At 73.0% G+C, this 18,353-nt stretch carries 16 protein-coding genes; 9 read left to right on the forward strand and 7 right to left on the reverse strand.

The features are described 5' to 3' along the window. The first annotated feature begins 37 nt into the window (after window positions 1-37). Window positions 38-2,089: an excinuclease ABC subunit UvrC gene (gene uvrC, locus F6X68_RS06225; protein WP_151453339.1), complete on the forward strand. Its 2,052-nt coding sequence runs from the start codon at window positions 38-40 to the stop codon at window positions 2,087-2,089. 39 nt (window positions 2,090-2,128) lie between these two features. On the opposite strand, the gene recQ is transcribed toward uvrC, so the two are convergent. Next, entirely contained in the window at window positions 2,129-3,967 is a 1,839-nt protein-coding gene (recQ, locus tag F6X68_RS06230; RefSeq protein ID WP_151453340.1) for a DNA helicase RecQ, read from the reverse strand. A 111-nt stretch (window positions 3,968-4,078) separates the two neighbouring features. Next, window positions 4,079-4,423 carry a hypothetical protein gene (locus F6X68_RS06235; RefSeq protein ID WP_151453341.1) on the reverse strand — a complete coding sequence of 115 codons (345 nt, stop codon included), beginning with the start codon at window positions 4,421-4,423 and terminating at the stop codon, window positions 4,079-4,081. 292 nt (window positions 4,424-4,715) lie between these two features. Here F6X68_RS06235 and rapZ point away from each other — a divergent pair, with 292 nt between their 5' ends. The 8 genes from rapZ (at window position 4,716) to F6X68_RS06275 (ending at window position 11,868) form a co-directional block, all read left to right on the forward strand. Beyond that, window positions 4,716-5,603, forward strand: a complete 888-nt coding sequence (gene rapZ, locus F6X68_RS06240) for an RNase adapter RapZ (protein ID WP_151453375.1) — start codon at window positions 4,716-4,718, stop codon at window positions 5,601-5,603. Next, window positions 5,600-6,709 carry a 2-phospho-L-lactate transferase CofD family protein gene (locus F6X68_RS06245; protein WP_151453342.1) on the forward strand — a complete coding sequence of 370 codons (1,110 nt, stop codon included), beginning with the start codon at window positions 5,600-5,602 and terminating at the stop codon, window positions 6,707-6,709. Before rapZ ends, F6X68_RS06245 begins: the two co-directional genes overlap by 4 nt. A gap of 54 nt (window positions 6,710-6,763) precedes the next feature. Next, the gene (whiA, locus tag F6X68_RS06250; protein ID WP_088999356.1) at window positions 6,764-7,744 is read left to right on the forward strand and encodes a DNA-binding protein WhiA; all 981 of its coding nucleotides are present in this window, start codon (window positions 6,764-6,766) and stop codon (window positions 7,742-7,744) included. A gap of 264 nt (window positions 7,745-8,008) precedes the next feature. Next, window positions 8,009-9,013, forward strand: a complete 1,005-nt coding sequence (gene gap, locus F6X68_RS06255) for a type I glyceraldehyde-3-phosphate dehydrogenase (RefSeq protein WP_151453343.1) — start codon at window positions 8,009-8,011, stop codon at window positions 9,011-9,013. A gap of 35 nt (window positions 9,014-9,048) precedes the next feature. After that, entirely contained in the window at window positions 9,049-10,248 is a 1,200-nt protein-coding gene (gene pgk / locus F6X68_RS06260) for a phosphoglycerate kinase (protein ID WP_151453344.1), read from the forward strand. Next, window positions 10,248-11,039: a triose-phosphate isomerase gene (gene tpiA / locus F6X68_RS06265; RefSeq protein WP_151453345.1), complete on the forward strand. Its 792-nt coding sequence runs from the start codon at window positions 10,248-10,250 to the stop codon at window positions 11,037-11,039. The genes pgk and tpiA overlap by 1 nt, the downstream gene beginning before the upstream one ends. A gap of 95 nt (window positions 11,040-11,134) precedes the next feature. After that, window positions 11,135-11,398 carry a preprotein translocase subunit SecG gene (gene secG / locus F6X68_RS06270; RefSeq protein WP_088999360.1) on the forward strand — a complete coding sequence of 88 codons (264 nt, stop codon included), beginning with the start codon at window positions 11,135-11,137 and terminating at the stop codon, window positions 11,396-11,398. A 131-nt stretch (window positions 11,399-11,529) separates the two neighbouring features. After that, a complete protein-coding gene (locus tag F6X68_RS06275) occupies window positions 11,530-11,868 on the forward strand; it encodes an RNA polymerase-binding protein RbpA (protein WP_151453346.1) in 339 nt (112 codons plus the stop codon). A gap of 75 nt (window positions 11,869-11,943) precedes the next feature. Here F6X68_RS06275 and pgl read toward each other — a convergent pair whose 3' ends face one another. The 5 genes from pgl to tal form a co-directional block, all read right to left on the reverse strand. After that, the gene (gene pgl, locus F6X68_RS06280; protein WP_151453347.1) at window positions 11,944-12,714 is read right to left on the reverse strand and encodes a 6-phosphogluconolactonase; all 771 of its coding nucleotides are present in this window, start codon (window positions 12,712-12,714) and stop codon (window positions 11,944-11,946) included. Window positions 12,715-12,781: 67 nt separating this feature from the next. Then, window positions 12,782-13,798 (reverse strand): glucose-6-phosphate dehydrogenase assembly protein OpcA, encoded by a 1,017-nt coding sequence (locus F6X68_RS06285; RefSeq protein ID WP_151453348.1) that lies wholly within the window; start codon window positions 13,796-13,798, stop codon window positions 12,782-12,784. 91 nt (window positions 13,799-13,889) lie between these two features. Then, window positions 13,890-15,440, reverse strand: a complete 1,551-nt coding sequence (zwf, locus tag F6X68_RS06290) for a glucose-6-phosphate dehydrogenase (protein WP_151453349.1) — start codon at window positions 15,438-15,440, stop codon at window positions 13,890-13,892. Between the two features lie 2 nt (window positions 15,441-15,442). Then, window positions 15,443-17,092 carry a glucose-6-phosphate isomerase gene (locus F6X68_RS06295; protein ID WP_151453350.1) on the reverse strand — a complete coding sequence of 550 codons (1,650 nt, stop codon included), beginning with the start codon at window positions 17,090-17,092 and terminating at the stop codon, window positions 15,443-15,445. A 76-nt stretch (window positions 17,093-17,168) separates the two neighbouring features. After that, window positions 17,169-18,347, reverse strand: coding sequence for a transaldolase (gene tal, locus F6X68_RS06300; RefSeq protein ID WP_151453351.1), 1,179 nt, complete (start codon window positions 18,345-18,347; stop codon window positions 17,169-17,171). Between the last annotated feature and the right edge of the window lie 6 nt (window positions 18,348-18,353).

An 18,353-nucleotide genomic window follows, 5' to 3' on the forward strand; every position in this document is an offset into this window, starting at 1 on the left:
CGGGGAGCTGTCGGGGGCGCGGACTAGGCTTGCTGCCGTGGCTGACCCCTCGACCTACCGTCCCGCGCCCGGCACCATCCCGGAGTCACCGGGGGTCTACCGGTTCCGCGACGGCACCGGCCGGGTGATCTACGTCGGCAAGGCGAAGAACCTGCGCAGCCGGCTCAACTCCTACTTCGCCGACCTGTGGGGCCTGCACCAGCGCACCCAGCAGATGGTCACCACCGCGGAGTCGGTGGACTGGGTCACCGTCGGCACCGAGGTCGAGGCGCTCCAGCTCGAATACACCTGGATCAAGCAGTACGACCCGCGTTTCAACGTCCGCTACCGCGACGACAAGTCCTACCCCTACCTCGCGGTCACCCTCGACGAGGAGTTCCCCCGGTTGCAGGTGATGCGGGGCGCCAAGCGCAAGGGGGTGCGCTACTTCGGGCCCTACTCGCACGCCTGGGCGATCCGCGAGACGCTCGACCTGCTGCTGCGGGTCTTCCCGGCGCGCACCTGCTCGGCGGGGGTGTTCAAGCGCGCCAGCCAGGTGGGCCGCCCCTGCCTGCTGGGTTACATCGGCAAGTGCTCGGCCCCCTGCGTCGGCAGCGTCACCCCCGAGCGGCACCGGGAGATCGTCGACGGTTTCTGCGACTTCATGGGCGGCCGCACCGACACGATGGTGCGCCGGCTCGAACGGGAGATGACCGAGGCCAGCGAGCAGTTGGAGTTCGAGCGGGCGGCCCGGTTGCGCGACGACGTGGCCGCGCTGCGCCGGGCGATGGAGAAGCAGACCGTCGTGCTCGGCGACGGCACCGACGCCGACGTGGTCGCGTTCGCCGACGACCCCCTCGAAGCGGCCGTCCAGGTCTTCCACGTGCGCGACGGCCGGGTCCGTGGCCAGCGCGGCTGGGTGGTGGAGAAGACCGAGGAGCTCAGCACGGGCGACCTGGTGCACCACTTCTGCACCCAGGTCTACGGCGGTGAGCAGGGCGAGGCCGACGTGCCGCGCGAGCTGCTCGTGCCGGCGCTGCCCGCCGACGCCGACGCGCTGGCCGACTGGCTCTCCGGTCACCGGGGCAGCCGGGTGAGCCTGCGGGTGCCGCAGCGCGGCGACAAGCGGTCGCTGCTGGAGACGGTCGAGCGCAACGCCAAGGACGCCCTGGCCCGGCACAAGCTGCGCCGGGCCGGCGACCTGACCACCCGCAGCAAGGCGCTCGACGAGATCACCGAGGCGCTCGACATGCGCACCTCGCCGTTGCGCATCGAGTGTTTCGACATCTCCCAGATGCAGGGCACCGACGTGGTGGCGAGCATGGTCGTCTTCGAGGACGGGCTGCCCCGCAAGAGCGAATACCGGCGCTTCATCATCCGGGGCGCCACCGACGACCTCTCCGCCATGTCCGAGGTGCTGCGCCGCCGCTTCGCGCGCTACCTCGACGCCCGCGCCGAGACCGGCGAGGCGGGCGTCGAGCCGGCCGACGACCCCGTCGCCCCGGCCGGGCAGCCCGCGCCCGGCGATCCCCACGAACCCGGCGGGTCCGGCGGGTCCGACGAGTCCGGCGGGTCCGACGAGTCCGGCGGGTCCGACGAGCGCGCCGTCGGCGTCCTGATCGACCCGACCACCGGACGCCCCCGCCGGTTCGCGTACCCGCCGCAGCTGGTGGTGGTCGACGGCGGCGCGCCGCAGGTCGCGGCGGCGGCCCAGGCGCTCGCGGAGTTGGGCGTCGACGACGTGGCGCTGTGCGGCCTGGCCAAGCGGCTGGAGGAGGTCTGGCTGCCCGACGACGAGTTCCCGGTGATCCTGCCGCGCACCTCGGAGGGGCTCTACCTGCTGCAACGGGTGCGCGACGAGGCGCACCGCTTCGCCATCACCTTCCACCGCCAGCGGCGCTCCAAGCGGATGACCGAGTCGGCGCTCGACCGGGTGCCCGGCCTGGGGGAGGTGCGGCGCAAGGCGCTGCTGCGGCACTTCGGCTCGCTCAAGCGGCTCTCCGCCGCCACCGTGGAGGAGATCACCGAGGTGCCCGGCGTGGGCCGGCGCACCGCCGAGGCGATCCTCGCCGCGCTGGGCGGCGAGGCGAAGGCCCCGGCGGCGGACTGACCGCGTCGGCCGGGCGGTGCGCGTCCGGCAGGCCGACGGCTACTCGGCCAGGACGGCCAGGATCTGCTCGCCGTACTTCGCGAGCTTGTTCTCGCCGACGCCGCTGACCGCGGACAGCTCGGCCAGCGACGTGGGCGCGTCGGTGGCGATCTGCCGCAGCGTGGCGTCGTGGAAGATCACGTACGCCGGGACGCCCTGCTCCTTGGCGGCGGCGCCCCGCCAGGCGCGCAGCCGCTCGAAGACCCCGGCGGCGGTCGGGGACAGCTCGGCGACGACGGTGGCCGCCCCGCGTGGCTTCGCCGACCGGGACGACGCGACCTTCTCCGGCTCGCGGCGCATCATCACCGTGCGGCGGCGGCCCAGCACCTCCGCGCTGGCCTCCGTGAGGGCCAGCGTGCCGTAGTCGCCCTCGACGGCCAGCAGTCCCTCGGCCAGCAGCTGCCGCACCACGCCGCGCCACTCGGCCTCGCGCAGCTCGCCGCCGATGCCGAAGACGGTCAGGGAGTCGTGGCCGTACTGGGTGACCTTGTCGGTCGTGCGGCCGAGCAGGATGTCGACGCAGTGCCCCGCACCGAAGCGCTGGTTGCGTTCCCGGTCGAGCCGGAAGATGGTGGAGAGCAGCTTCTGGGCCGCGACGGTGCCGTCCCAGGACTCCGGCGGGCTGAGGCAGGTGTCGCAGTTGCCGCAGGCGGCGGTCGCCTTCTCGCCGAAGTAGTCGAGCAGTTGGCCGCGCCGGCAGCGGACCGTCTCGCAGAGGGCGAGCATCGCGTCGAGGTGGGCGGCGAGGTTGCGCCGGTGGGCGAGGTCGCCGTCGGAGGTCTCGATCATCTTGCGCTGCTGCACCACGTCCTGGAGCCCGTACGCCAGCCAGGCGGTCGACGGCAGCCCGTCGCGCCCGGCGCGACCGGTCTCCTGGTAGTAGCCCTCGACCGACTTGGGCAGGTCCAGGTGGGCGACGAAGCGGACGTCGGGCTTGTCGATGCCCATGCCGAACGCGATGGTCGCCACCATCACCAGGCCGTCCTCGCGCAGAAAGCGCTGCTGGTTGCGCGCGCGGGTCGCCGCGTCCAGGCCGGCGTGGTAGGGCAGCGCGGCGACGCCGTTGGCGGTGAGGAACTCCGCCGTCTTGTCCACCGAGGCGCGCGACAGGCAGTAGACGATGCCCGCGTCGCCGGGGTGCTCGTCGCGCAGCAGGCTCAGCAACTGCTTGCGCGGCTCGCGCTTGGGCACGATCCGGTACTGGATGTTGGGCCGGTCGAAGCTCGCCACGAAGTGCCGGGCGTCGGTGAGCTTGAGCCGGGTCGCGATCTCGTCGCGGGTCGCGCTGGTGGCGGTGGCGGTGAGCGCGATGCGGGGCACGTCGGGCCAGCGCTCGTGCAGCATCGACAGGGCGAGGTAGTCGGGGCGGAAGTCGTGCCCCCACTGCGACACGCAGTGCGCCTCGTCGATGGCGAACAGGGCGATCCTGCCCCGGTCGAGCAACTGCTGCACCCCGCGGGTGCCCAACGCCTCCGGGGCGAGGTAGAGCAGGTCCAGCTCGCCGCCGACGAACGCCCGCTCCACCACGCGGCGGGCGTCGAGATCCTGGGTCGAGTTGAGGAAGCCGGCCCGCACACCGACCGCCGTCAGCGCGTCGACCTGGTCCTGCATGAGCGCGATCAGCGGGGAGACCACCACCGCCACGCCGTCGCGGACCAGCGCGGGGATCTGGTAGCACAGCGACTTGCCGCCGCCGGTGGGCATCAGCACCAGCGCGTCGCCGCCGGCCACCACGTGGTCGATCACCTCCTGCTGGAAGCCGCGGAAGGCGTCGTAGCCGAAGACCCGGCGCAACACCTCCAGGGCGTCGGCGGAGCGCAGGTCGGTGGGGGAAGCCATCCGGGGATTCTACGAACCTCCCCCGACAGCCGGCGGACCCGAGCGGGCGGGTCGCGGATCAGGGCGGACCGCCGGACCGGAGCGTCGCGGTCCGGCGGTCCTCCGGGTCGCTCAGTCGGGCTGGGCGGAACGCTTGGCCAGCCCGCGCGGCGGGGCCTTCATCCCGACCACGATGTCGACGATCTCGATGTAGCGGGCCTTGTTGCCCATCCGGAACGCCGTGGCCGCCGCGTTGATCTCCTCCAGGGTGTCCGCCTCGACCATGGTCACCTGGTCGTAGCGACCGTTGACCCCGGTGCAGACCACGTGGGTGAGCTGCTTGGCGAAGCGGCCCAGGTCGCGGGCGTGCTCGGCGGAGACCTCGTGGATGCCCTCCCGGCCCAGGGCGAAGTACTCCGGGTTGATCCTCATGAACAGGAAGCCGACGTATTTGTTCTTCTCCGCCAGATCGTGCATCCCGCCTCCCAGAAACCAGTCGCCACCTGCGGCGATCACGTGCAGCGTATGGACGTTGACTGATCGTCATCAAGGGGTCCGCCTGTCGGGAGCACGACCCTCGCGCCCGGGTCCGACCCTCCGCCGGGGCGGACGCCACCACGGCGGCGGCCAGGGACGTGCCGGCAACGCGCGAGTGGTGCGGGATAGAGTCGCTGATTGACCACGCGCGGCCGGGGGTGCCGGCCGCGGCGCCACGGCTTGGGGGTAGTGGGTGAGCGAGGCGCGTACGGCCGAGGAACGGGGCGAGACGGTGACCGGGCAGCAGACACCGGCGGAGTCGGACACCACCCTGGTGGTGGTCACCGGGCTCTCCGGCGGCGGCCGCAGCACGGTGGCGAGGGCGTTGGAGAACGTCGGGTTCTACGTGGTGGACAACCTGCCGCAGGCACTCATGCTCGACATGGCCGAGCTGGCGTTCAAGGCGGGCGGGGCGGCCCGGCGTACGGCGATGGTGCTGGACGTGCGCTCGCGCGCCTTCTCCACCGACCTGGCGGGGGCGATCCGGGAGCTGAAGGAGCGCGGCTTCTCGCCCCGGGTGGTCTTCGTCGACGCCGACGACGAGGTGCTGATCCGGCGGTTCGAGAGCGTCCGGCGTTCGCACCCGTTGCAGGGCGACGGGCGGCTCGCCGACGGCATCGCGGTCGAGCGCGGCCTGCTGGAGGAGGCCCGCGACCAGGCCGACGTGATCATCGACACCAGCCACCTGAACGTCAACCAGCTGCGTCGCCGCGTCGAGGAGCTCTTCGGCGGCGAGGACGCCCGCCGGCTGCGGGTCACCGTGCTCTCCTTCGGCTTCAAGTACGGCCTGCCGCCGGACGCCGACTTCGTGCTCGACGCCCGCTTCCTGCCGAACCCGTACTGGGTGCCGGAACTGCGCGAGCACACCGGCCGGGAGGAGGCGGTCAGCTCGTACGTGCTGGGGCAGGAGGGCGCGGACGCCTTCGTCGGGTCGTACGCCGACCTGGTCAACGCGACCACCGTCGGCTTCGAGCGGGAGGGCAAGCGCTACCTGACGGTGGCGGTCGGCTGTACCGGCGGCAAGCACCGCAGCGTGGCCATCGCCGAGGAGTTGGCCGCCCGGCTGCGCCACTCCGGTCTGGCCGCGAACGCGCAGCACCGCGACCTGGGGCGCGAGTGACGGCGACGCGTGTGGTCGCCTTCGGCGGCGGGCACGGCCTGTCCGCCTCGCTACGCGCCCTGCGCCGCTGCGCCCCCGAGCTGGACCTCGACATCACGGCGGTGGTCACCGTCGGCGACGACGGTGGCTCGAGCGGCCGGCTGCGGGCCGAGCGGGGCGGCCTGCCCCCGGGCGACCTGCGGCAGGCGCTGGTCGCGCTGGCCGGCGACCATCCGGCCACCCGGCGCAGCGCCAAGCTCTTCCAACACCGCTACGCCGAGGTGCCGCCCCCCGGCGGCCCGGCTCCCGCCGGGGGCGGAACGGCGGGGCGCCTTCCGGTCTCCGGTACCGGGCGGGCCCCTTCCGGCCCGGAGCCGGCCGGGGTCGCCGGAGGACGCGCGGGTGCCGGTGCGGCCGGGCGGGCGGGCCCCGAGGCTGGCGGGCTGGCCGGGCACGCGGTGGGCAACCTGGTGCTCTGCGGGCTGATGGAGCTGCTCGGCGACCCGGTGGCCGCCCTGGAGCACGCCGGCGCGATGCTCGGCGCGGTCGGCCGGGTGCTGCCGATGTCGTGCGAGCCGGTGGGGATCGAGGCGCGGGTACGCGGCGCCGACCCGAGCCGGCCGGACGAGGTGCGCACGATCACGGGCCAGCACCAGGTCGCGGTGACCACCGGCCGGGTGGAGTCGTTGCGGCTCACCCCGGCCGCGCCGGAGGCCTGCCCGCAGGCGGTCGCCGCGATCGGCGCGGCCGACTGGCTGATCTTCGGGCCGGGCAGCTGGTACACGAGCGTGCTGCCGCACCTGCTGGTGCCGCAGCTCGCCGCCGCGATCGTCGCCAGCCCGGCGCGGCGGCTCGTCACGCTGAACCTCGCCGCCGAGAAGGAGACCTCCGGGCTCTCCCAGGCTGACCATCTGGCCGCGCTGCGCTCGTACCTGCCGGAGCTGAGGGTCGACCGTGTGGTCGCCGATTCCAAGGCGGCGGGTGACCCCGAACCGGTCGAACGTGCGGCAGAATCGCTGGGTGCCCGCCTGGTCCTCGCTCCCGTCGCGGTCACCGACGGCACTCCCCGTCATGATCCGGCCGCCCTGGGCGCCGCACTGGTGCCTGTCCTGGGCGCCGATCGTTAGACACGTACGTAATCTCCGGCGACACGCCGGAACAGGTCCGTGAGGGGACGCACAATGGCGATGACGGCTGCGGTCAAGGACGAGCTGAGTCGGGTCGACGTGCCCAAGCCCTGCTGCCGGCGGGCGGAGATGGCGGCGCTGCTGCGCTTCGCCGGCGGGCTGCACATCGTCTCCGGTCGGGTCGTGGTGGAGGCCGAACTCGACACGGGGGCGGTGGCCCGGCGGCTGCGACGGGAGATCGCGGAGGTCTACGGCTATCCGAGTGAGATCCACGTGCTCGCGTCCGGTGGCCTGCGCAAGGGCAGCCACTTCATCGTGCGGGTGGTCAAGGACGGTGAGGCCCTCGCGCGGCAGACCGGGCTGCTCGACGTGCGGGGGCGTCCCGTGCGGGGGCTGCCGCCGCACGTCGTCGCCGCGAACGTCTGCTGCGCGGTGTCGGCCTGGCGCGGCGCGTTCATGGCGCACGGCTCGCTGACCGAGCCGGGCCGCTCCAGCGCGCTGGAGATCACCTGCCCGGGCCCGGAGTCCGCGCTGGCCCTGGTGGGCGCGGCCCGGCGGATCGGCATCACCGCCAAGAACCGCGAGGTGCGCGGCGTGGACCGGGTGGTGGTCAAGGACGGTGACGCGATCGCCGCGCTGCTCACCCGCATCGGTGCCCACTCCAGCGTGCTGGCCTGGGAGGAGCGCCGGGTGCGCCGCGAGGTGCGGGCCACCGCCAACCGGCTGGCCAACTTCGACGACGCCAACCTGCGCCGCTCGGCGCGGGCCGCGGTCGCCGCCGCCGCCCGGGTGACCCGGGCGCTGGAGATCCTCGCGGAGGACGCGCCCAACCACCTCACCTCCGCCGGCCGGCTGCGCCTGGAGCACCGGCAGGCCTCGTTGGAGGAGCTGGGCGCGCTGGCCGATCCGCCGCTGACCAAGGACGCGATCGCCGGCCGGATCCGCCGGCTGTTGGCGCTGGCCGACAAGCGGGCCCGGGACCTGGGCATCCCGGATACGGAAGCGGCAGTCACACCCGACATGCTCGTGGTCTGATAGGACAGTGCGGGTCGGCGGCGCCGGTGGGGTCACCACCCGGCGCTGCACTGCGCCGCACGCTCGGATAAGGTCGCTGCGTACGGCAAGGGGGCCGGCACAGGCACTCCTCGCCGTGCACACCGCCTCCGGCGGTCAGGTCCTTCGAGACCGCGGCGGGGTGGCCGAGATGAACCGTCAACGGCCGGCTCGAACGGTCGGCGCACACACCTCCGCCGGCCCGGGTCTTACGCCGGCGGACCAGAACGCAAGGAGATGGGACCTGTGACCATCCGGGTTGGCATCAACGGCTTCGGCCGGATCGGCCGCAACTTCTTCCGGGCAGTGCTGGCGTCCGGCGCTGACATCGAGGTCGTGGCGGTCAACGACCTGACCGACAACGCGACGCTCGCCCACCTGCTCAAGTACGACAGCATCCTGGGTCGCCTGCCGCACGAGGTGAAGGCCACCGCCGACGAGATCACCGTGGGCGGCAAGACCATCAAGGCGTACGCCGAGAAGGACCCGTCGAAGCTGCCGTGGGGCGACGCCGGCGTGGACGTGGTCATCGAGTCCACCGGCTTCTTCACCGACGCCACCAAGGCGAAGGCGCACGTCGACGGCGGGGCCAAGAAGGTCATCATCTCCGCCCCGGCGAAGAACGAGGACGTCACGGTCGTCATGGGCGTCAACCACGACCAGTACGACCCGGCCAAGCACACCATCATCTCGAACGCCTCCTGCACCACCAACTGCCTGGCGCCGATGGCGAAGGTCCTGCACGACACGTTCGGCATCCAGCACGGCCTGATGACGACGATCCACGCGTACACCCAGGACCAGAACCTCCAGGACGCGCCGCACTCCGACCTGCGTCGGGCCCGCGCCGCCGCCCTGAACATCGTGCCGACCTCGACCGGCGCGGCGAAGGCGATCGGCCTGGTGCTGCCGGAGCTGAAGGGCAAGCTGGACGGCTACGCGCTGCGCGTGCCGATCCCGACCGGCTCGGCCACCGACCTCACCGTCGACGTCGCCCGGGAGACCACGGTGGACGAGGTCAACGCCGCGCTGAAGGCCGCCGCCGAGGGCCCGCTCAAGGGCATCCTGGTCTACAACGAGGACCCGATCGTCTCCTCGGACATCGTCACCGACCCGGCGTCGTGCATCTTCGACGCGCCGCTGACCAAGGTCGTCGGCAACCAGGTCAAGGTCGTCGGCTGGTACGACAACGAGTGGGGCTACTCGAACCGCCTGGTCGACCTGGTCAAGCTGGTCGGCCAGTCCCTGTGACGAAGCCGACGGTCACGAACGGAGGCCTGGCCTAAGTGAGCATCCGTACCCTCGACGACCTGCTCGCCGAGGGGGTGTCGGGTCGGCGCGTGCTGGTGCGCGCCGACCTGAACGTCCCGCTCGACAAGCAGACCGGTGACATCACCGACGACGGCCGGATCCGCGCCGTGCTGCCGACGCTGAGCGCCCTCACCGGCGCCGGCGCCAAGGTGGTCGTCTGCTCGCACCTGGGCCGCCCGAAGGGCGCGCCGGACCCGCAGTTCAGCCTGCGCCCCGTCGCCGGGCGGCTCGGGGAGCTGCTCGGCGCGCGGGTGCACTTCGCCACCGACACCGTCGGCGAGTCCGCCCGCTCCACCGTGGACGCGCTCGCCGACGGCGAGGTCGCGCTGCTGGAGAACCTGCGTTTCAACAAGGGTGAGACCAGCAAGGACGACACCGAGCGGGGCGCCTTCGCCGACGAGCTCGCCGCCTTCGGCGACGCGTACGTCGACGACGCGTTCGGCGCGGTGCACCGCAAGCACGCCAGCGTCCACGACGTGCCGGCCCGGCTGCCGCACGTCGCGGGCCGGCTGGTGCTGCGCGAGGTGGAGGTCCTGTCCCGGCTGACCGGTGAGCCGGAGCGCCCGTACGTCGTGGTGCTCGGCGGTTCGAAGGTCTCCGACAAGCTGGCGGTGATCGAGGCGCTGCTGCCGTCGGTCGACCGGCTGCTCATCGGCGGCGGGATGTGCTTCACCTTCCTCAAGGCGCAGGGTCACGAGGTGGGCTCCTCGCTGCTGGAGGAGGAGATGGTCGAGACCTGCCGCAGCCTGCTGGAGCGCTCCGAGGGCAAGATCATGCTCCCGGTCGACGTGGTGGCCGCGGACGCGTTCGCCCCGGACGCCGCGCACGACACCGTGCCGGCCGACGGTATCCCCAGCAAGCGGGTCGGGCTCGACATCGGGCCGGAGACGGTCGCCGGCTTCGCCGCCGCCCTCAAGGGCGCGCGGACGATCTTCTGGAACGGCCCCATGGGCGTGTTCGAGATGCCGGCGTTCGCCCACGGCACCCGCGGGATCGCCGAGACCATCGCCAAGAGCGAGGCGTTCACCGTCGTCGGTGGCGGTGACTCCGCCGCCGCGGTGCGGGCGCTCGGGCTGGACGAGTCGTCCTTCGGGCACATCTCCACCGGCGGTGGCGCCTCCCTGGAATACCTGGAGGGCAAGACCCTCCCCGGCATCGCGGCCCTGGAGAACTGATGGCGAGCGTCACCCGCCGGCCCCTGATGGCCGGCAACTGGAAGATGAACTGCAACCACCTCGAGGCCAACCTGCTGGTGCAGAAGCTGGCGGCCAGCCTCACCGAGAAGCAGCTCACCGACGTCGAGACGGTGGTCCTGCCGCCGTTCACCGACCTGCGTACGGTGCAGACCGCCGTCGACGGCGACAAGCTGCTCATCGGCTACGGCGCGCAGGACCTCTCGCCGTACGCGTCGGGGGCCTACACCGGGGAGATCTCCGGCCCGATGCTGGCGAAGCTGGGCTGCACCTACGTGGCGATCGGGCACTCGGAGCGGCGGGCCTACCACCACGAGGACGACGCGCTCGTCAACGCCAAGGTGCAGGCGGCGCTGACCCACGGGCTCACCCCGATCCTCTGCGTGGGGGAGGGGCTGGACGTCCGCGAGCAGGGCACCCACGTGGCGCACTGCAGCGAGCAGCTCGACGGCGCCCTGAAGGGTCTCACCGCCGAGCAGGTGGAGAAGGTCGTGGTGGCGTACGAGCCGGTCTGGGCGATCGGCACGGGCAAGACGGCCACCCCGGAGGACGCCCAGGAGGTGTGCGGCGCGGTCCGTCAGCGCCTGGCGGAGTCCTTCGGCCAGGACACCGCCGACAAGGTCCGGGTCCTCTACGGCGGGTCGGTCAAGTCGTCGAACGTCGCGGCGATCATGGCTCAGCCGGACGTCGACGGGGCGCTCGTGGGCGGCGCGAGCCTGGACGCCGAGGAGTTCGCGAAGATCTGCCGGTTCCCGGAGCACATCTCCCGCTGATCGCTCGCTATCCTTGACTCCGCCCGTCCGTCGGTCGGTGCCACCGTGCCCGATCTGCCCGGGCGAGGATCGTAACGAGAGGACTGACCCCAGCCATGCCGATCTGGTTCGCATACACGTTGATCGTGTTGCTGGTCATCACGAGCGTTCTGTTGACCATGCTGATCCTGCTGCACCGCGGTAAGGGCGGCGGGTTGTCGAGCATGTTCGGCGGTGGCGTCAGCTCCAGCCTCGCCGGTTCCTCGGTGGCGGAGAAGAACCTCGACCGCTACACCGTCCTGGTGGGCATCGTCTGGTTCGCCTGCATCGTCGGGCTGGGGCTCTGGCTCCGCCTCCAGATGGCCAGCGGCACGGTCTGAGCCCGCCAAGTCGTACAATCTGCGCGCGGTCCGTCGACGACGGGCCGCGCGCAGTCCGTTCCACCCGCTGCACCGCGTCGCCCGCCGCCCTCTCCGCGGCGGTTCCCCTCCGACGACAGGAGCGAGCAGCCGTGCCCATCGGCAACGTCATCCCGGGCACCCGGGTCGGATCCGCGCCCGAACGCCACCAGCCGGCCCCGTGCCGGACGGTGACCTACTGGTGCCGCAACGACCACCACACCGCGATCCGGCTCGCCGCCGAGGTCGAGGTGCCGGAGGTGTGGGACTGCCCGCGTTGCGGCCTCCCCGCCGGCCAGGACGCGCAGAACCCGCCGGGCCGCGTCCGGCCCGAGCCCTACAAGACCCACCTGGCGTACGTGAAGGAGCGGCGCACCGCCGAGGAGGGCGAGGCCATCCTGGCCGAGGCCCTCGCCGCCCTGCGCCGCCGGCGGGGCCGTCCCGCCGGCTAGGCGGCGACCCCACTCCGGTGTGAGGAAGGGCCCCCTGCTGACGCTGTGCGTCAACAGGGGGCCCTTCCTCACACCTCAGCGCAAGCTGCGGAAGCGGGCCGGGACGTCGGCCGCCGCCGCCCGGTCCAGCAGCCAGAGGGTCCGGCCCGTGCCCTGCACGCCGGCCGCCGGCAGTTGCACCGGCCCCGCCCCGGCCAGTGCCATGCCGACCGCCCGTGCCTTGTCGGCCCCGCTGGCCACCAGCCAGACCTCCTCGGCCGTGTTGATCGCCGGAAGGGTCAGCGTGGTCCGCACCGGCGGGGGCTTCGGGCTGCCCCGTACCGCGCTGACCGGCCGGCTGTCGTGGTGCACCGGATGCTCGGGGAAGACCGAGGCGACGTGCCCGTCCTCACCGACGCCCAGCATCAGCACGTCGAAGTGGGGGAGCTCGGCGTGTCCCGGCCGCGCCGCGCGGGCCAGTTCCTCGGCGTAGCGGGCCGCCGCCTCCTCCGGGTCGGGCCCGGCCGGACCGTCGGAGGCCGGCATCGCGTGGACCCGGGCCGGGTCCAGCGGCACCGCGTCCAGCAGCGTGGCGCGGGCCTGGGTCTCGTTGCGCTCGGGGTCGCCGGCGGGCAGGAACCGCTCGTCGCCCCACCAGACGTCCACCCGGGACCAGTCCACGGCGTCGCGGGCCGGCAGCGCCGCCACCGCCCGGTGCACCGCCGCGGCTATCCGCCCGCCGGTCAGCACCACCGACGCCTGGCCCCGCTCGGCCTGCGCGTCGAGCAGCTTGACCACCAACCGGGCGGCCACCGCCTGGGCCAGCAGGTCTGCGTCGGCGTGGACGGCGACACTCGCCTCACTCATCTGTGTGCCTTCGTTTCTCCGGCCGCCGCGCGGCCGGTCATTCGTGGTGCCCCGAGCAGTCGGGCGCTCAGTGCTCGGCGCTCGTTCCCACGTGCGCGGTGACCCCCGCCTCGGCCCGCTGGGCCGTGGCCGGGTCCTTCCAGACGTGCACCCGCTGCGGCGGGCGCTGGTCGAGGTCGGCCAGCCCGGCCGCCGTGCCCAGCGCCTCCGCGTACACCTGGTCGGCGTCGAGCCGGCGCAGTTCCTCGGCCAGCTCGTCGCCGAGGGGTCGGCGGACGAGCGGCAGCTGCCGGTCCTCCTGGCCGGTACGCCGGAACGTCGCCACGCTGTCGTCGCGGCTCAGCGTCAGCGTGTCGCCGTTGGCGCAGCGCAGCTGCACCTCCCGCATCCGCGGCGACGCGTCGGTGTGCTCCCACACCGGCTCGATGCCGAGCCGCGCGGCCAGCCAGCCCTGCATCAGCGCGGCGGTCGGGTCGGTGGGCGGGGCCACCACGGTCGCCTCGGTCACCCTGGCCTGGGTGGTGTCGAACGCGCCCGCCACGAGCGTGCGCCACGGGGTGATCCGGGTCCACGCCAGGTCGGTGTCGCCGGGCGCGTAGTCCCGGGCCCGCTGGCGCATCGCCTCGATCGGGTCGGCGGCCTGCGCGCAGTCGGTGATCCGCCGGTCGGCCACCACGCCGAGGAAGTCCGTGGCGATCTCGGCCGGCGGCTCGCCGTGCCACCACGTCACCACCGGCACGTCCGGCACCAGCAGCGGCATCACCACCGACTCCGCGTGCAGGGCGAGCCGCCCGTACATCCGGGTGACCACCGCCTCGCACGGACCGAGCCGGCCGCCGACGACGATCTCCGCGTCCAGCCGGTTGCGCTCGCGCTCCACGTCGGTGCGGACCACCACCAGCAGCCGGCAGGGGTGGGCGGCGGCCGCTATCGTCGCCGCCGCCTCCGCCTCGCGGACCCGCTTCTCGTCCACCACCACGATCAGGGTGAGCGCCATGCCGCTGGCCACCCCGCCCGCGCTGCGCCGCTCGGCGGCCAGCGCCTTGACCACCTCGTTCCCGGTGGTGTCCCACAGGCCGATCAATGGAGCCTCCTGGTCTGCTCGCTGCGGCTGCTCACGGCACGTGCCTTCGTTCGCGACTGCGGGGCTCGCAGAACCGGCTCACTCCTCGCGCTCACGCCCGCCGCCACGCCCGGCCCTCGCGGGCCAGCATCTCGTCGGCGGCCCGGGGACCCCACTCGCCGGCCCGGTACGGCTCCGGCTTCGTGCCCGCCCACGCGTGCTCCAGCGGGTCCACCACCTGCCAGCTCTGCTCGACCTCGGCGGCGTCCGGGAAGAGGGTACGGTCGCCGATCAGCACGTCCAGCACGAGCCGCTCGTACGCCTCGGGGCTGGCCTCGGTGAACGCCTCGCCGTACTGGAAGTCCATCGCGATGTCGCGGACCTCCATCGTCGTGCCGGGCACCTTGGAACCGAACTTGAGCACGACGCCCTCGTCCGGCTGCACCCGGATCACGAGCTGGTTGTTGCCGAGCGACTCCATGTCGGCTTCGTTGAACGGCAGGTGCGGCGCCCTCTTGAACATGATGGCGACCTCGGTGACGCGGCGCGGCAGCCGCTTGCCGGCCCGGATGTAGAAGGGCACCTCCGCCCAGCGGCGGTTCTGGATGCCGAGCCGGACGGCCACGTAGGTCTCCGTGGTCGAGTCCTCCGGGACGCCCTCCTCCTCCAGGTACCCGACGGCACGCTCGCCCCCCACCCAGCCGGGCAGGTACTGGCCGCGCACGGTGCCCTCGGCGACGTCCTTCGGCAGGGTGATCGCCCGGAGCACCTTGAGCTTCTCCGTGCGGATCTCGTCGGCGTCGAAGCTCGTCGGCTCCTCCATCGCCACCAGCGCCAGCAGTTGGAGCAGGTGGTTCTGGAACACGTCGCGGGCCGCGCCGGCCGAGTCGTAGAAGCCGGCGCGGGTGCCGATGCCGACGTCCTCGGCCATGGTGATCTGCACGGAGTCGACGTACTTGGAGTTCCACAGCGGCTCGAACAGGTTGTTGGCGAACCGCAGGGCGAGGATGTTCTGGACGGTCTCCTTGCCCAGGTAGTGGTCGATGCGGAAGACGTCCTCGCGGGTGAATACGTCGTCGACCAGGTCGTTGAGCGCCTTCGCCGAGGGCAGGTCGTGCCCGAACGGCTTCTCCACCACCACCCGGCGCCAGCCGCCGGACTTGGCGTTGTCAGCCATCCCGGTGCGGGCCAGCTGCTTGAGGACCACGGGGAACGCCGCCGGGGGGATGGAGAAGTAGAAGGCGGCGTTGCCCGGGATCCCGTGCGTCTGGCGCAGCTCGTCCAGCATCTCGGAGAGGTGGTCGAACGCGGCGTCGTCGTCGAACGAGCCGCCGACGAACTTGATGTTGCCCACCAGCCGCGCCCACACCTCCTCCCGCCAGGGGGTGCGGGCGTGCTTCTTGGCGGCCTCGTGGGCGAGCGACTCGAAGTCCCCGTCGCCCCAGTCCCGGCGGGCGAAGCCGAGCACGGCGAAGCCCGGGGGCAGCAGCCCCCGGTTCGCCAGGTCGTACACGGCCGGCAGGAGCTTCTTGCGGGCCAGGTCACCGGTGACGCCGAAGATCACCAGAGCGCACGGCTCCGGGATCCTCGGCAGCCGGCGGTCCTGCGGGTCGCGCAGCGGGTTCACGCCGCCTCCTCGCTCCGCGTCATCCACGGTCCTCATCGTCACGCCCGCAACGCCCCGACGGCATCGAGCAGCTGGGCCACGCCCGCCGACCGGTCGGTCAGGTGCAGCCGGACCACCGGGCGCTTCCGCTCGGCCAGGGCCTGCCGGTCGCCGGTGGCCTGCGCCGCCTGCAACTGCCCGAAGGTGTAGGGCCTGCCCGGCACCGGCAGGTCGTCGACGACCGCGCCGGTGAGCTGGAGGTAGCTGCCGACCTGCGGACCGCCCTTGTGGTACTGGCCGGTGGAGTGCAGGAAGCGCGGGCCCCACCCGAAGGTGACCGGCCGGCCGGCGGCACCGGCCAGCAGCGGCCGCAGCCGGGCCGCGTCGGCGTCGGCGAACCGGTCGAGGTACGCCATCACCGCGAGGTAGCCGTCGTCGCCCGTCGCGTCGACGAGCTGGCGGAGCACGCCGGCCAGGTCGCCGGGGGCGCCCTGCGGCGCGTACACCTCGATCGCGCCCTCGGTGAACGACGGCGTCTCCGCCGGCGGACCGGAGTCGAGGATCCGGTTCGTGTTCTCCTTGGACTCGGTGACGTTGGGCTGGTTGAACGGGTCGATGCCGAGCACCACGCCGGCGATCGCGGTGGCGTACTCCCAGGCGAGGAAGTGCGCGCCGAGCGGGCCGTTGACGGCCACGTCGGCGTCGGCGCCCCCGCCGGGGACGGCGCCGGCGGGCAGCGCGCCGCCGTAGGTCACGGTGAGCACGTCGTCGCCGGCGGCGCCGGGACTCTGCGGCGACTCCACGACGACCGGCAGGATGCCGACCCCGGCCTTGCCGGTGGACTCGGCGATCAGCTGCTCGGCCCAGTCGCCGAGGCCCTCGATGCCGGTGCCGTCGGAGATCAGGGCGACCTTGTCCCGGCCCATGGTGGCCGCCGCCCCGAGGGCCGCGCCGAGCGCCAGGGCCGGGTTGTCGCGGTCCCCGCCCAGCGACCGCGCCAGCGCGTCGGCCTCGTCGAGCAGCTCGGCCACCTCGACGCCGGCCAGCGCCGACGGGACCAGCCCGAACGCGGTCAGCGCCGCATACCGGCCGCCCACGTTCGGGTCGGCGAGTACGGTGAAGGCACCCATCTCGGCGGCGGTGGCCTCCAGCGGCGAGCCGGGGTCGGTGACGACGACGAAGTGCCGGCCGGCCTCCGCCTCGGTCATCCCCGCGTCGAGGAACGCCTGCCAGTACGCCCGGCGGTGGCTGTCGGTCTCGACCGTCGAACCGGACTTGCTGGCCACCACGACCACGGTGCGCTCCAGCCGATCGGCCAGCGCCGCCCGGATCTGCCCCGGGTCGGTGGTGTCGAGCACCGTCAGCTGCTTGCCCAGGGTGCGGGCGATGACCTCGGGGGCCAGCGACGAGCCGCCCATCCCGGCGAGCACCACGTGGTCCAGGTCGGCCAGCTCCGCCTTCAGCTCGGCGAGCTGGGGCAGCAGTTCCCGGCTGCGCAGGTGGGTGTCCACCCAGCCGAGGCGGATCTTCGCCTCCGCCTCGGCGTCCGGACCCCACAGGGTCGGGTCCTTCGCGGCCAGCTTGCCCGGCGTGCCGGCGTTCACCAGCGCGTCCCGGGTGGAGGCGGGGGCCGACTTGTCGACGGCGTCGGCCCCGTGCACGGAGAGCCCGGCGGCGGCCTCGACCGCGCCGTTGAGCAGATCACTCACGCCGCCACCTCGCTCCGCTCGGCGGCGGCGCGAGGCGCCGCACTGCTGAGCCTGATGGTTCGCTCGCTACGCTCGCTCACGCGTTTCCTCCCGCCTGCTGCGCGGCCTGCGCGTTGTCCTTCGCGGCGTCGCTCGGGTTGCCGGCGCCGCGGCCCGCGGCCGCCAGCGACTTGCGGACGCCGTCGAGCAGTTCCTGCCAGCTTGCCTCGAACTTCTCCACGCCCTCGCGCTCCAGGGTCTCGATGACGTCGGCCATGTCGATCCCGACCGACTCCAGGTCCGCGAAGGCCGTGCGGGCCTCGTCGTACGAACCGGTGATGGTGTCGCCGCGGGTCTCGCCGTGGTCGGCGTACGCGTGCACGACCGGCTCCGGCATGGTGTTGACCGTGCCGGGGGCGATCAGCTCCTCGACGTAGATGACGTCCCGGTAGTCCGGGTTCTTGGTCGAGGTGGAGGCCCACAGCGGCCGCTGCGGGTGGGCGCCGGCGTCGGCGAGCGCCTGCCACCGGTCGGAGGAGAACACCTCGCCGTAGCGCTCGTACGCGAGCTTGGCGTTGGCGACGGCGGCCTTGCCGCGCAGCGCCTTGGCCTCGTCGGAGCCGAGCTTCTCCAGCCGCTTGTCGACCTCGCTGTCGACGCGGGAGACGAAGAACGACGCGACCGACCCGATCTTCGACAGGTCGTGCCCGTTCGCCTTCGCCTGCTCCAGGCCGGCCAGGAAGGCCTCCATCACCTGCGAGTAGCGGTCCAGCCCGAAGATCAGCGTGACGTTGACGCTGATCCCCTCCGCCAGGGTGGCGGTGATCGCCGGCAGGCCGGCCTCGGTGGCCGGGATCTTGATGAAGAGGTTCGGCCGGTCGACCAGCCACCACAGCGCCTTGGCCTCGGCGACGGTCCTGTCGGTCTCGTGGGCCAGCCGCGGGTCCACCTCGATGGAGACCCGGCCGTCGACCCCGCCGCTGCCCTCGTACGACGGGCGCATCACGTCGCACGCCCACCGCACGTCGTACGTGGTGAGCATGCGTACGGCCTCCTCGACCTCCACCCCACGGGAGGCGAGGTCGCGCAGCTGCCAGTCGTACTCGTCGGCGTCGCTCAGCGCCTTGGCGAAGATCGTCGGGTTGGTGGTCACCCCGGCCACGTGCTTCTCCCGGCGGAGCTGGTCCAGCCCGCCGGAGGACAGCCGTACCCGGGAAAGGTCGTCGAGCCAGACCGCCACGCCTGCGGCGGTGAGTTCACTCAGCCTGTCCGTCATGCCGTC

It is taken from the genome of Micromonospora sp. AMSO12t, from assembly GCF_008806585.1.
In the GTDB taxonomy this organism is placed as follows: Bacteria; Actinomycetota; Actinomycetes; order Mycobacteriales; family Micromonosporaceae; genus Micromonospora; species Micromonospora reichwaldensis.